We start from the raw sequence: 13,539 nt of genomic DNA, 5'->3' as shown, positions 1-13,539 counted from the left end.
CTCGACGCGCCTCGGTTGCGCGCCGGCGCGCGCGACGCGCAGGTTCGACTGCGGCGTCGGCGGACTTACGGCAACCGAATCGTCACCGTGAGCGTATCCGGCGGGTCCTCGAGCTTGAACCGAACGCGACCGACGACGAGCCGCAGCGTATCCGAACTCCCATCCGGAACCACGGATGCGTGGACGTCGAGTTCACCGCTGCCTGAGAGGGAAGCGGCAGGAGACAGGAACGCGCCGTCCGGTTCTGTCGTGACGACGTTAGAGAAGAACGGCGGGCCCGCGACTGCGGCGCCCGTTCGATGTCCGGTGAACCAGACCCGTGCGCCACCCAGCGGCGCGTCCGACGCATCGACGACGGTACCCGTCACCATCGCCACGGTGGGGCCAGGCGAACAACCGCAGACCTCCGTCGGGAACAGGCACGACGCCGCCGGCAGCGTGAGGCCGCCTAGAACAAGAAGGCGAAAGCGAACGGGAAGGCGCACGGGCACGCTCGGCGGAGGTCTGTCACCAATCTACCCGCCCAACCGTCGCTCCGGTCACGAAGCGACCCAGCTTGGCCTTAGCCCACGCAGCGCCAGCCCGCCTCCACCGAAGCGTATCCAATCCGCGGCAACACCAGCTCGGCCGCCAGCACAATCCCCCAGTACGACACGCCGAGCCCAATCACGTGCGCGGTCGGCACCTGTGCGCGCCACGCCAGCCACGAGGTCCAGGCGCCGACCACGGTCACGCTCAGCACCACCGCCGCGTAGGACCCAAGCAGCAACCCGCAGGATGCAGGGTACGGCCACCAGATCACCCCCACCGCGAGCACAAGCGCCAGGGCGGCCCGCGCCCAGGCCCCACGCGCGGGCGTGGCGAACTGGGCGGCGCGAACGGAGGCCGAATTGGTGCCCAAAGAGACTCGCCGGGGCGCGCCGGTCGGAGTGGACGACGAGCACGGAGTCGAAGCCGCAACGGCCGGCGCCAGCGGAAACACCGGCACCGATTGCGTGAACGCGGGCGTAGCATCAAGCCGCGCCGCCGCTGGTATCGGAATAGCGCCCGAACTTCGCGCGCTGGGAGCGTTGGTGGGGAGCGCCTTCAGTAGGCGCTCAACCTCAAGACCGAACGAGTCGGTGAAATCCCTGCCGCGCTTCGACGCCTCTGCCATACATCGCTCCCCGGCCGGGGGACGCCCCCGGCACCGCTAATTGCGCGGCCGGGGACGATCGGCGCAGCCCCTACTATCACATTGTGGCAACTGCTGGAACGGCAGGCCCTGGCCTAGAAGGCACCAAACTTGAAGACCAGCACGCCAGCGGCGCCGCTCAGGTCCTTCCCCGACACCTCACGCAGTCCAGGGCCGGTCACCACTCGGTAGCTCGCGCCGGCACCGATCCGGAAGAAGCTCGTGACGTTCAAGACCAGATGCAGTTCCGGCTCGACGACGGCGAAGCTGGTCTCCTCGTTGTCGCTCGCTGCCGCCGGCGGATCCCAGGACGCGCCGCCCCCGCCGAGCAGCAGGTGGCCGGACCAGTGCACGAGCCTGCTCACGTCGTGCATGTAGCCGAGCTCCAGGCCGCCGTAGCCCATCTGCAGGCGCGCGCGCCCGTCGCCGATGTCGCTGGCGCGAATGTTCTCGTTGGTCAGCCCCCACCCGCCGCCGCCAAGGATGAACTTGCGATTGATCACCCAACCGCCGCGGCCGCCCATGAAGATCGACGAGGTCCCGGCCACCTTGCTCACCTTGAGCACCGGCCCGCCCATCCCGCCGCTGCTGGAGATGCCATTGCCGAGCAGCGTCTTGTCCTGCGCAGCCAGCGTCGCGGGAACGGCCACGAGCAGCGCGGCAAGGGAAAGCGTGCGCCGCAATGCGGTAGAGGCGGAAGTCGGGAGACTCAACATCGTTCTGCTCACTTCGAGGGTTGGACAGCGTTGCGTTCGGCAATACCTACGCTGCGCAACCTCCGAGGTTTCCCCGACAGCTCTCGCTACTCCTCCTCGCCCTTCCCGTCCTTCAGCGCCCCGAAGCGCCGCTCGACATCCTCAGGCAGCGTGAGACTATCGGCGATCCCCGCAATTTCCTCGGCCTCCCGCCACGCGGCCTCCAGCACCTCCAGCTCGCCGGCAATCGCACGCCGCTCGGCTTCCTCGTGCAGCGCCATCTCCAACGCCAATCGCGTCGGCGCATCGAGCGAGGAGAACGGCTTGGGCTTTCCCTTGCGATCCACCGGCGCGTGCTGGCCGAAGTAGCGCTCGAGATATCCCTCCGACCCGCGCTGCTCCTCCAACGCCGTGACGGCGCTGGCCACCGTGCGCTTCGTGCCCCCGGCCGAGTTGATGGCCGGCAACAAGCGCGAACCGAGGCGCAACGCCTCCTCGCCGGTGAAGAGCAGTTCCTCACGCTTCACCTTGACCGTCAGTCGCGGTGTCCCGCGCAGCACATCGCCGTGGAAGCGCGCATTGATGAACTCGGTGCCACGGATCGTGATCAGCTGCCCGTCATCGGTGCGCAGCTTCACCTTGCGCATCGCATTCAGCATGTTCGGCAGGTTGCCCCAGATGCCGGCGAAGCCACCCATGCTGATGCCGGCGACCGAGCCCAGCACCACCACCGCCCCGACACCTGCGGCAATGCCGCCGCCGACGAAGAACGCGCGCCGGCGGCGCCGACCGAACTGGTCGCCATAGCGCCAGGCCGCGAACTCCGGGCGCTGCGGCGTGCCGATGCGCACCAGTTCCGTGCCCTCACGCAATCGCGCCAGCCCCACGTTGTCGCTGGACACCCGCATCCGCGTCTCGCGGAAGATCTTCTCGCATTCCTCGATCGCCTCCCAGCGCGCGTCGAGTGGCGAGAGATTCCATCGCTCGCAGCTGCGGCAGACCACCCAGAGCCGGCCCTTCGCGGCGTCGAAGGCCAGGCGGCGGCCAACCGGGAAATGCTCGACGACCTCGTTGGCGCCGAGTGGCTTGTGACAGAAGATGCAGGTCTGGAACATCGCAATTTCAAGATACAGCCTCGCACAGGTGCCGCCGGACTGACGGCGCAAAGAATCGCGCGGAGGCGCGACCGCCAGCGCTGCGCCCCGAAACCGACCACCGCTGCCTGCCGTAGGGCCCTCGCAGCCTTCCTCTCCCCGAGCGACCGTGGGTCTCCTCCTCGGCGCACTCTGCGCCTGCCAGATCGCCGCATCCGCGCCGCCGCCGGAGAATCCCTCCGCGGCCGCGCTTGTCGCACGTGCCCGCGCTGCGCGCTACCAACAGGATTCGCTGCTCGAGGAGTACCACGCCACCGCCAAGCAGCGCTGGACCGCGCAGATCGGCGTCGCGTCGGGGCTGGCTGTCGGCCCCATCGGCAGAATGCGACTCGCCGCGCGCTTCGAGACCGTCGCACGCAGCGGCTGGCACCACCAGTTCGGCGCCTGGACAGAACTCATCGCCGGGCGCGGCGTCGCGCCGATCGTCGGTGAGATCGAGATGGATGTCGTGGACGACGAGATGGCGATTGTCATTCCCTACTATCCCGGTCGCGATCGCCTCTGGCCGGTCGACGAGCTCGCCGACGTCACGGAGGACTTGGACGGCGCCCCGACCTTCTTCGAGCACCCGCTCAGTGCGGGCAGTGACAGCCTTTATCGCTTCCAACTCGGCGGCACGCTCGAGCTCTCGCTGCCCAGCGGCCGTCGCCTGCGGCTGCGCGAGTTGATCCTCCAACCGCGGCGCCCCGACTCTCGCCTGATTGTCGGCTCGCTCTGGGTCGATGACGCCAGCGGCGCCCTCGTGCGCGCCGCGTACCGGCCGTCGGTGCCGGTGGACCTCTGGCCGTTCTTCAAGGGCGAGTTCAATCGCGACGAAGAGAAGATGTTCCGCCAGTTCGGCCCGTTCCGCGGCGACATCGAGGAGATCCTGATCGAGCACGGCCTGTTCGAGGAACGCTTCTGGCTTCCGCGCGTGCGCCTCGCCACGGCCGCGGGTTCGGCGAAGGGTGGGCGCATCACCATCTCGATTGAACAGACCTTTGAGTACGAACGCGTGCGCGCGCTGCCCACCGGCATCGCGCAGGCGGCACAGCCGGACCGCGAGAGCATCCGACGCTGGAACGATCGCTTCCAACGCATGCGCGGCAGCGACCGCGTCGACAGTGGCACCTGCCGCGACTCGCGCGACCCCAACGAGGCCGCGCTGTCCGTCGACTCGTTGATCCGCCGCGACGACATGCACATCCGCGCCTCGCAGGAAGGCGTGCGGGTGCGCGTGCTGTATCCCTGCAACCATCGCGACCTCGTGAACTCGCCGGCGCTGCCGCCGAGCATCTACGCGCCCAGCGAGGAGCTGTTCACCGAGGCGGACTTCGACCGACTGCACGACGACATCGGGAAGGCGCTGGCCATCTCGCGGCAAGCCGACTGGAGTCCGCAGCCCGCCCGCTGGAGCTACGGGCTGCAGCCTGGGCTGCTGCGATACAACCGCGTGGAAGGACTCGCGATTGGCGTGCGCGGCGACCGCGAGTTCGGCAGCGGTCTCGCCGGCGACGCCACGCTGCGGCTCGGCGTCGCGGACCTGGAACCGAACGTCGAGCTTGCGCTCTCACGGGCCAGCGGCGTGTCCGCGTACCGCCTGGGCGCGTACCACCGGCTCGACGCCAGCGATGACTGGGGAAACCCGCTCGGACTCAGCGCCTCGCTTGCCGCCTTCCTGCTCGGCAACGATTACGGGTTCTACCATCGCAGCACCGGCGTCGAGCTCACCGGCACGCACCGACGCATCAGTGGGCACGTCGCGCTCGGCTGGCGACTCTTCGCCGAGCGCGACAACGAAGCGGAGGTCGAGACCAGCTTCTCGTTCGGGCGCGCGATCATCGGACACGACTTCGTGCCCAACATCGTGCCGCTCGCCGGCGACTTCTATGGTGCGGCGTCGACGGTCAGCTTCGGACTTGGCGCAAACCCGGAAGGCGTGCAGCTCTCGGGTGCACTGCGCCTCGAAGGCGCGAGCGGCGAGGCGGAGTACGGCCGCGGGATGCTGGACCTGCGACTCGGCACCGGACTCGGCCGCGGCTTCGGCGTTGCGGTGAGTGGCGCGGCGGGTTCGTCCGTGGGCGAGCTCCCCGTGCAGCGCCATTGGTTCCTCGGCGGGCCGCAGACCGTGCACGCGCAGGTGCCGGGCTCGATGCAAGGCGATGCGTTCTGGATGGCGAGGGCGGAGCTCTCCAAGGGCACGCCGCTCCTGCGACCGACGCTGTTTGCCGACGTCGGCTGGGCGGGTGATCGCGACCGTTTCCCTCGACCGGACGCTCGCCTGTGGTCGGCGGGAATCGGCGCGGCGATTCTCGATGGCTTGCTGCGGATGGACCTTTCGAAGGCGCTGACCGGGCGCCGCGGCTGGGGCGTGGACGTCTTCATCGAGCTGCGCTGACGAATCGCGCTACATTAGCGCATGGCCCCTAGCGACCGATCGCAGCTCTCGCGCCGCGAATTCGCGGCCCTGCTGGGCGCAGCACCGTTTGTCCTGCCCCAGACGCTTGGCGCCGACGACGCGCCACGTACAGTCAGCCGCAGGAGCGACCGCTGGCGCGCCCCGCACGGCGCGCGCCAGGTCACGCTGATCTACACCAACGATTTCCACAGCGCCTTCGAGCCCGTGCCCGCCTTCTGGCTGCCGGGCTCCCCACGACTCGGCGGCGCCGCGCATATGGCCACGTTGATCGAGCGCGAGCGAAACGCCGCCGACACCGCCTTCCTGCTCGACTCCGGCGACATGTTCACCGGCACGCTGTCCAAGCTCACTGAGGGTGAGGCGCTGCTCGAGCTGATGCTGCTCCTGCGCTACGACGCGATGGGCGTCGGCAACCACGAGTTCGACTACGGTTGGCAAGCCTTCGAGCGCGGCATCACGCGCGTGCCCTTCCCCATCCTCTGCTGCAACGTGCGGCATCGCGGCTCCGGTGTACGCTTCGCGCGGCCGCACACCATCCTCGAGCGCGATGGCATCCGGCTCGGGGTCATCGGCGTGATGGGCATGCGCGCCGCCACGCAGACGATTATGCCGAGCAAGGTCGCGGAGTTGGAGTTCACGGATCCAGTGGCCGAAGCGAAGGCTTCCGTGCGTGCGCTACGTGGTTCCGTGGACGCCATCGTGGTGCTCGGGCATCAGGGCCTGCCGGGTCCAATGCAGTCGGACGCCGAGAACGATCCGGCGGTGCAGCGATCGTTGGATGAAGACATCGCCTTCTGTGGCGCGGTGCCGGGCATCGACGTGTACATTGCCGCGCACTCGCACCACGGGCTCGAGGCGCCGATCGTGCATCCCGACACCGGCACGGTGATCACGCAGACCTACGGCTACGGCACGCGCGTCGGGCGTGTGCGATTGGCAATCGATGGCGGCCGTGTCGTGGGCCACGACGTTGCGCTGCTGCGCGTGGACAGCGATGACATCCCGGCGCATCCCAGCGTGACGGCGCGAGTGGCGCGGTATCGAGAGAAGATCGCGCCGGAGATCGGGCCGCCGTTGGGCCGTGCGGCGCGTCGCTTCACGCGGCGTTATCACCACGAGTCAACGCTTGGCGCCTTCTGCGCGGACGTGATGCGGGCGCAGGCGCGCAGCGAGGTGGGCATCACGAATGCTGGTGGGCTGCGCGCGGACATCCCCGAGGGTGTGATCGACAAGGGGCACGTGTTGGATGCGTTCCCGTTCCTGAACGACTCCGTGACCGTGGATCTTCCGGGCGGCGCGTTGTGGGAGGTGCTGGAGCACGGCTGCTCGCTGCACGCGGGGATGTGTCAGGTCAGCGGGGTGTCACTGCGCTATGACCCTAAGCGGCCGGTTGGCGCGCGTGTGCTCTCGGTCTCGGTCGGCGGCGCGCCGTTGGAGCGGGAGCGGCGCTATACGGTGACGACCAACTCATTCCTGGCCGAGGGCGGCGATGGGTATCGCGGGTTCCTTGACGGGCGCGTTGTGCGGCGCGACGTGGTGCTGTCGGAGCTCATCACGGAGCACGTGAAGCGCACAGGGAGCGTGGACCTGCCGGCGATGGGGCGGATCGTCTCATCCTGATGCACTGCCGCCGCTCTCGGTGAGGATCGCGAGAAGGCTCACGTTGACATAGTAGGTCGCACGGCCGCGTTTGATCTTGCGGACGATGCCGGCTCCCGCGAGCAGATCGAGATACTTGGCCGCCGTGACCCGCGAGACGCCGAGTTCGCGCACCAGGAAGGTCGACTTCGTGTACGGGTTCGCGAAGAGGTTGTTGATCAGATCCTGCGAATAGAGCTTGGGGAACTCGGCGCGCACGCGATGCTTCACGGCGAGCATCGCATCGCGAATCTTCGAGACCTGGGCCATGCCTTCGCGGGCACTCTCCCGCACTGCGTCGAGCACGTAGAGAATCCAGGATTCCCAAGCGCCGCGCGCACGCACTTCCTGTAGCAGCTCGTAGTAGCGCGGCTTGCTCCGCACGATCGGACCGCTCAGGAACAGCACTGGTAGGTCGAGCAGCCCTTCCTTGAGTAGGAAGAGCACGTTGAGGATCCGACCCGTCCGACCATTGCCATCGTAGAAAGGGTGGATGCTCTCGAAGCAGTGATGGAGGACGGCCATCCGAATGAGCGGGTCTGGTCCGGCATCGGGCGGGGCGTTGAGCTCCGCCTCAAGATCTTCCATCAGCTGCCGAATCAGCCGAGCGTCCTGCGGAGGCGTGTACACGACCCTGCCGTCGGAGTCTTTGAGCGTCGTGCCTGGCGCCTTTCGGAATCCCGGTTTGCTCGATTCCAGCGCGGCCTGAATCTCCAGGACATCGTTGTTCGTGATCAGGCCGCGCTTGGCGACGCGGTCCCAGCCGACGTTCAACGCTTCGCGATAGCGCAGCACCTCTTTCGCCGTCGGGTTCTCCGGACCATCGGGGCCGGACAGGTGCCGGAATAATTCGTCGTGCGTCGTGACGATGTTCTCGATTGCGGAGGAGTCCTTTGCCTCCTGCAACGCCAGCGTGTTGATCAGGATCTGCTGGTTCGGAATGGTGGCAACGCCGCCCTTGAACTCAGCGAGCGCCCGCGCGGCTTCCGTGACGCGTCGAAGGACCTGCGGGGAGTCGAAAATCTCTCGAGGAACGTCCGAGAAGCGCATCTGCGAGGGTTCTGGTGTTCTGGACCGGCGCAGGAATATATGTATAGATATCGTTGATTTCTATACATATTATTGCCATTCGTATAGAATCTTTGCGCAGTCTGAACTCAAGGGAGCGCTGCCGGGCCCGCGCCAAAAGGTTCGATGTTTAGCTAAAGCACTACGCAGCAATCGTTTAGGATTCCAGCGGCTGGCTTGGGCGGCTAGATCATCACACGTGGTGCAGCGGTCGCCGGATCCCCCGTATTCGGCGTCCCCGAGCGCTCAATTAACAGCACGTGAGCCTCCTCCTCCGCCATCGGGCAGTGCTCCACGCCCTGCGGCACCACGTACATCTCGCCTGGGCCCAGCGTCACGTTGCCGTCGCGCAACTGGATGGTGACGCGCCCGCTGAGCACGAGAAAGAAGTCGTCCGTGTCGTCGTGCTTGTGCCAGACGAACTCGCCCTTGAGCTTCACCACGCGGATGTCGTGTCCGTTGAACTCGGCGATGGTGCGCGGCTGCCAGTGGTCGGTGAAGGAGGCCAGCTTCTGGGGAATGTTGATTGCCGTCACGTCTCCGCCAGTTCGAGGGATTTGAGCCCGCTATTGCCGATACAACTCGAGATAGACCAGGTGGTCGCCCGGGTCAGTGCGCGCGACGTAGATGACACCGTCGCCGAAGCCGACCACCGTGCGATCGCGCCCGAGCGTGGCGACCGCGACAAGTCGACCGTCCGTCGAGAACACATCGTAGCGCCTTGTCGCGCTGTTGTGCGCGTAGCTCCGCCCGATCCAAAGCTCACCAGCGGGCGAGGCAAGCAGCGACGCCGCGACAAAGGCTGGCATCGCCTCGGGAAACTCTGCGTCGCCGGTCGGCGGACGTCGCATTGATGGCCCGCCGCCTGCGACTCCCGCGGCCGCCATTCTCGCGCCTTCCTCGCGCGCGCGATAGGCGTTCCGTTCAGCCGGGGTGATGGCCACTGGCGGGAACGAGAGGTCAGCAGACTCGACGGTGCGCGACCCCACGGCATCACGCAACACAATGCGGTGAGGCTGCTGCTGCACGATGGCCACCCGTGCATCCGCCAGTACCACCCAAGCATCGACCGCCGGGAACGGCGTGATGGAGCGCGCCAGGCTGGCGACCTCGCCGTTGCGTTGGACACGCACACGGCCCCCGGACCACACGCGGCCGAGCAGGTCGACACGATCCGAAGCGGGATCCCATCGCACGACTGCCACTGAGTCGGCAAATCGCCCCGTCTCGGCGTTGAAGCTGCTGCCTTCGAAGTACACACGCCCCTCGCTGTCCGAACCGACCGCGCGTCCTACGCCGCCCGGCACCGTAACACTTGGCAGCGGCGCTGATGGCTCGAAGCGGCCGTCTGGCTCGAGGCGCAGCAACCGACGCAGCACTGCATCGTAAATGAGCGTGCGGCCGTCAGGGGCGGCCATCGGGCGAGTCGGGAAACGATACTCAGCGGGACCGCCGCCCTCGCGCCCGATCTGCCGATACGTGTTGTTGGACAGATCTACGAGCAGCACTCGACGCTCCATCTGATCCACGACGATTGCGCGATTGCCGGGAAGCGCACGAATCCCCGCGATCTGCGTGAACGGCTCGCTGAGCGAGAGCGCTGGTTCGCCCGTGAGATCAATGCGCCACTGCGCGAGCGCCTCCGAGGCGAGGACAGTGCTCACAACTGCGATGAGCAGGGCGCGAGTCATCATCATCGCGACCCGAAGCGCACCACCGTGTGCGCACCCGTCTCCGCATCGATGCTGATGCCCACGATCTCCCGAAGCCCGAGCACCGGCGCCGGCTGTACGGCAAGATTGCGCGACAGCTCCACCACGCGCACGAACCGCCCGTCCGCCTCGAACACGTCGAACACCGTGCGCCGATCACCGCGAGAGACCCAACGCCGCACCCACACACGCCCATCCTCGGCGGCGTAGGCCGCGATGTACGCCGGGTAGTGCTCGGGCAGCTGTTTGGCGCGCACCTCGGGCGGCACGCCGACCACCTGACTCCAGGGCACCGTGATGGAGTCGAGGCGCGCGCTAAGGGCAGCGAGACTGTCGCGTCGCTCGGCGGCCGGGATGCGCTCGGGCGCAACGCTGCGGCGGAACTCCCTGAGCACGCGGCCAGAGGCGTCCGTCTCGGTGAGCAGGTACGATGTGCCGTCGCCAATCAGCAGCGTACCACGCGGCGTGACGTCCCAGGTGGGCCACGGTGCGAAGGGAACGCGGTTCAGGCCGCTCAGCATTCGCCCGCCACGCGCGTCAAGGCGCACGTAGGCAGTGTGCACCGATGCGGTGGGGAACGACGAAACTCGCAGCGAGTCGCGTAGTTCGCCCGCAGTTGTGTACTGGTAGTACCACCCGGACGGCCCGTCCTTTGTCATGACCGCGAACTGCGGATAGAACAGGTGTCCAGCCCGATCGAACCGCGTTGTCCTCTGCGATGTCCAGTCGGACATCAGGGGGCCGCGGAAGCGTGTCTCATAGCGCGCGAGTCGTTTGGTCTCTGGATCGACGCTGAAGAGGCTCACGTGCTCGAGGTCGCGCACGTACAGCTTGCCGTCGGGGCCAATGGCGATGCCGGTCGGCGCCTCGAACTCGCCCGGCCCCTTGCCCTTGCGCCCAATGGCGCGCAGCGAACGCCCGTCCGGCCCGAAGACCCAGATGCGCGCATCCGAGAAATCCGACACGTAGACGTTCCCCGCGCTGTCGAGCGCAACGCCGGAGAGCTTGCCGAGCGAGTCGGCGGTCGGATGCAGGCCCTCGGCGACCTCCCAGCGAAGCGGGAGGCGGAGGGTGTCGGACGCCTGTCCCCGTGCAGTAGCGATTGCGACGAGCGTGGCAAGAAGTGCGGCGGCGAGCGGAACTCGATGCTGCGGCATCAGGCGTCTCCGGGAATCAGCCAGGGGCGAACCGCTTGAATGTACCTCGCGTTCGACACCTGCCCTACGGTCTGGGTTTCTCCGACACGAGCCCCACGACCTTGACCCCGTTCTCGCGGGCCACATCGAGCGCATCGCGCACGATCGCGTACGGCAGCTCCTTGTGCGCCTTCACAAAGAGAACCCGGTCCAGGCGCGTGTCCGGATAAAGCGCGCGGATCGCCGGGCCGAGGGCAGTTGCCACGACCGGCTTCCGATCGAGGAAGAACGCCCCACTGAAGTCGATCGCCAGCGTGTGGTCCGATTCCTTCGTCGGCCGGTTGAGCAGGTTCTCGGCAACCGGCAGCTCCGCGATGACCCCGGACTCCAGCGCCGGCGTGACGATCATGAAGATGATCAACAGCACCAGCATCACGTCCACCAGCGGGGTGACATTTGGCACGGCAACGACAGGAGACCGGGTATTCGGCTGCACGGGTCGCTCCAGGATGAAGGGTGCGTGCAACGTGCCACGCCGACCTGAAGCGCCCGTGAGCCTTCCATTACAGATCGATGACGGCCGAATGAGGTCTCGCCATCGCCGCATCCGTACTCCGTCTACCTCCGCGGCAGCCGGCCATACGCCGACACCAACTCGACGAAGTCCTCGCGGTACCCTCGCGAGTCCCGCCCCACCGCGCCATTGGCCAGTTCCAACGCCATCTCCGGAGTCGCGCTGCCTTTGTGCTCCGACTGACGCAGCACCATCCCGAACGCCGCCACCGCCTGCGCAAACCGGAAGTCCTCATCTGCCTCGGCCACCCGATTCGGCACCGCGTGCTCCATCGGCACGCTCACGGAGTCCGTCGGCTGCTTGTAGCGCACCTTCACATACATTAGCTCGCCCGTGCTGCGAGGCTCCGGCCGCGCCACAAGCACATACCGCAGCGAGTCCGGCAGCTTCACCTGTGCCGCATCCCGCGACCCGACCGGAATGATCTCGTACAGCGCCGTGACGGAGTGCCCTGCCCCCATATCGCCCGCATCCTTCTTGTCGTCCTTGAAGTCCTCGTCGTTGAGCAGGCGATTCTCGTAGCCAAGCAGACGGTAGCCCGCGACCAAGGCCGGATTGAACTCGACCTGCAGCTTCACGTCCTTCGCAACGGTCACCAGCGTGCCGCCAAGCTCGTGCACCAGCACCTTCCGCGCCTCGAGCCGCGAGTCGATGTAGGCGTAGTTCCCGTTGCCGATGCGCGCGAGCATCTCCATCCGGTCGTCCTGGATGTTTCCTGCACCGAAGCCGAGTACGGTCAGCGCCGTGCCTTCCTCGCGGCGCTGCGTGATCATCCGCTCCAGCTCCGCATTGTCGGTCACGCCGACGTTGAAGTCGCCATCAGTGGCGAGAATCACACGGTTGTTGCCGTCGGGGATGAAGTTCTTCCGCGCCACCTTGTACGCGAGCTGCAACCCCTCCGCACCCGCGGTGGAGCCGCCGGGGTGCAGTCTGTCGATGGCGGCAAGGATCCTCATCTTCTCGGCGCCAGACGTCGCGGGCAGCACCAGGCCCGACGCACCGGCGTACACGACGATGGCGACGCGGTCCTGCTCACGCAGTTGCTCGACCAACATTGCCAATGCCTGCTGCAACAGCGGCAGCTTGTCGGCGCTCGACATCGAGCCCGAGACGTCGATCAGGAAGACCAGGTTGTTCGCCGGGGCCTCCGTGAGGTCGATGGCGCGCGTCTGCAGTCCCACGCGCACCAACAGATGGTCGGGCGCCCACGGCGCGGCGGCGACGTCCGTGCGGATGGCGATGGGATGCTCACCGCGCGGCTCCGCGTAGGCGTAGGGGAAGTAGTTGATCAACTCCTCGATGCGCACGGCGTCCACGGGCGGCCGCTGGTGATCGGCCTTGATGATGCGGCGCACGTTGCTGTACGAGGCCCGGTCGACATCCACGCCGAAGGTCGAGCGCGGGGCCACGCGCGGCGAGCGGAAGCTGTTCTCGGTGATCCGCGCGTAGGACTCGCCGCCAAGATCGCGCGAGTGCTCATAGAGCGGGGCGCCCGTGGAGAAGCCCTGAGGTCCATTGTAGAGGCTGGCCGCCGCGGCTCCCTTCCCGTTGGTGACGACAACCTGGCTCAGGCGATTCACGTCCTGCCGGAGCTGGAAATCGATGACGATGGTGTCGCTGTCGAGCTTGACCGACCGCACCTGGGGCGCATACCCGAAGATCCGCGCGCGCAGGATCAGCGTCTTGCCGCGATGGCGCGCTGGCACGGTCATCGTGTAGACGCCACTCTCGTTGACCCCGACCTGCAGGGCGATTGCTTCGATGCCAACTCCCGCACCGAATAGGGCGCGGCCGCGTACATCGACCACCCGACCAGTGATGACGACATCATTCGCCGAGGTCGCGTGTCCCATCGGCGGCGCGCCGAGGAGGAGCCCCGCCACGATCGCGAGACTCGCAGTCGTGCGTCGTGTGAAGGGTGAGAGCGCGAGCGAGGACGTAAGCATGGCGGGGACTCCTCGGTTGATGTGTACGCTGCGGTGTGAACGGC

Annotated in this window: 12 protein-coding genes; 2 read left to right on the top strand and 10 right to left on the bottom strand. The window is 67.2% G+C overall.

What is annotated here, in order from left to right:
* Positions 1-65 precede the first annotated feature (65 nt).
* The 4 genes from KF709_11940 to KF709_11925 all read right to left on the bottom strand — a co-directional run bounded on the left by KF709_11940 (position 66) and on the right by KF709_11925 (position 2,984).
* Positions 66-485, bottom strand: a complete 420-nt coding sequence (locus KF709_11940; GenBank protein MBX3175118.1) for a carboxypeptidase regulatory-like domain-containing protein — start codon at positions 483-485, stop codon at positions 66-68.
* A 77-nt stretch (positions 486-562) separates the two neighbouring features.
* Entirely contained in the window at positions 563-901 is a 339-nt protein-coding gene (locus KF709_11935; protein ID MBX3175117.1) for a hypothetical protein, read from the bottom strand.
* Positions 902-1,269: 368 nt separating this feature from the next.
* Positions 1,270-1,857, bottom strand: coding sequence for a hypothetical protein (locus KF709_11930; GenBank protein MBX3175116.1), 588 nt, complete (start codon positions 1,855-1,857; stop codon positions 1,270-1,272).
* Between the two features lie 119 nt (positions 1,858-1,976).
* A complete protein-coding gene (locus tag KF709_11925; GenBank protein ID MBX3175115.1) occupies positions 1,977-2,984 on the bottom strand; it encodes a hypothetical protein in 1,008 nt (335 codons plus the stop codon).
* Positions 2,985-3,132: 148 nt separating this feature from the next.
* Here KF709_11925 and KF709_11920 point away from each other — a divergent pair, with 148 nt between their 5' ends.
* Positions 3,133-5,400 (top strand): hypothetical protein, encoded by a 2,268-nt coding sequence (locus KF709_11920; GenBank protein ID MBX3175114.1) that lies wholly within the window; start codon positions 3,133-3,135, stop codon positions 5,398-5,400.
* A gap of 21 nt (positions 5,401-5,421) precedes the next feature.
* Positions 5,422-7,041 carry a bifunctional metallophosphatase/5'-nucleotidase gene (locus KF709_11915; protein MBX3175113.1) on the top strand — a complete coding sequence of 540 codons (1,620 nt, stop codon included), beginning with the start codon at positions 5,422-5,424 and terminating at the stop codon, positions 7,039-7,041.
* Here the strand turns inward: KF709_11915 and KF709_11910 are convergent.
* The 6 genes from KF709_11910 to KF709_11885 form a co-directional block, all read right to left on the bottom strand.
* Positions 7,033-8,109, bottom strand: coding sequence for a Fic family protein (locus KF709_11910; protein ID MBX3175112.1), 1,077 nt, complete (start codon positions 8,107-8,109; stop codon positions 7,033-7,035). The two genes, KF709_11915 and KF709_11910, sit on opposite strands and share 9 nt — an antisense overlap.
* Positions 8,110-8,312: 203 nt before the next feature.
* Positions 8,313-8,663 (bottom strand): cupin domain-containing protein, encoded by a 351-nt coding sequence (locus tag KF709_11905; GenBank protein MBX3175111.1) that lies wholly within the window; start codon positions 8,661-8,663, stop codon positions 8,313-8,315.
* A gap of 30 nt (positions 8,664-8,693) precedes the next feature.
* Positions 8,694-9,824, bottom strand: a complete 1,131-nt coding sequence (locus KF709_11900) for a hypothetical protein (protein MBX3175110.1) — start codon at positions 9,822-9,824, stop codon at positions 8,694-8,696.
* Entirely contained in the window at positions 9,821-10,996 is a 1,176-nt protein-coding gene (locus KF709_11895) for a hypothetical protein (GenBank protein ID MBX3175109.1), read from the bottom strand. The genes KF709_11900 and KF709_11895 overlap by 4 nt, the downstream gene beginning before the upstream one ends.
* A 64-nt stretch (positions 10,997-11,060) precedes the next feature.
* The gene (locus KF709_11890) at positions 11,061-11,438 is read right to left on the bottom strand and encodes a biopolymer transporter ExbD (protein ID MBX3175108.1); all 378 of its coding nucleotides are present in this window, start codon (positions 11,436-11,438) and stop codon (positions 11,061-11,063) included.
* A 155-nt stretch (positions 11,439-11,593) separates the two neighbouring features.
* Positions 11,594-13,495: a von Willebrand factor type A domain-containing protein gene (locus tag KF709_11885; protein ID MBX3175107.1), complete on the bottom strand. Its 1,902-nt coding sequence runs from the start codon at positions 13,493-13,495 to the stop codon at positions 11,594-11,596.
* Positions 13,496-13,539 lie beyond the last annotated feature (44 nt).

This window comes from Gemmatimonadaceae bacterium (assembly GCA_019637445.1).
Lineage (GTDB): Bacteria > Gemmatimonadota > Gemmatimonadetes > Gemmatimonadales > Gemmatimonadaceae > Pseudogemmatithrix.
Note: the sequence above shows the minus strand (reverse complement) of the source record. Positions and strands in the feature narration are given on the sequence as shown.

Bases quoted from the DNA above. Each gene is read 5' to 3' on its own strand.
- KF709_11925 (MBX3175115.1), bottom strand. From the start codon at position 2,984: ATGTTCCAGACCTGCATCTTCTGTCACAAGCCACTCGGCGCCAACGAG.
- KF709_11915 (MBX3175113.1), top strand. From the start codon at position 5,422: ATGGCCCCTAGCGACCGATCGCAGCTCTCGCGCCGCGAATTCGCGGCC.
- KF709_11910 (MBX3175112.1), bottom strand. From the start codon at position 8,109: ATGCGCTTCTCGGACGTTCCTCGAGAGATTTTCGACTCCCCGCAGGTC.
- KF709_11900 (MBX3175110.1), bottom strand. From the start codon at position 9,824: ATGATGATGACTCGCGCCCTGCTCATCGCAGTTGTGAGCACTGTCCTC.
- KF709_11895 (MBX3175109.1), bottom strand. From the start codon at position 10,996: ATGCCGCAGCATCGAGTTCCGCTCGCCGCCGCACTTCTTGCCACGCTC.
- KF709_11885 (MBX3175107.1), bottom strand. From the start codon at position 13,495: ATGCTTACGTCCTCGCTCGCGCTCTCACCCTTCACACGACGCACGACT.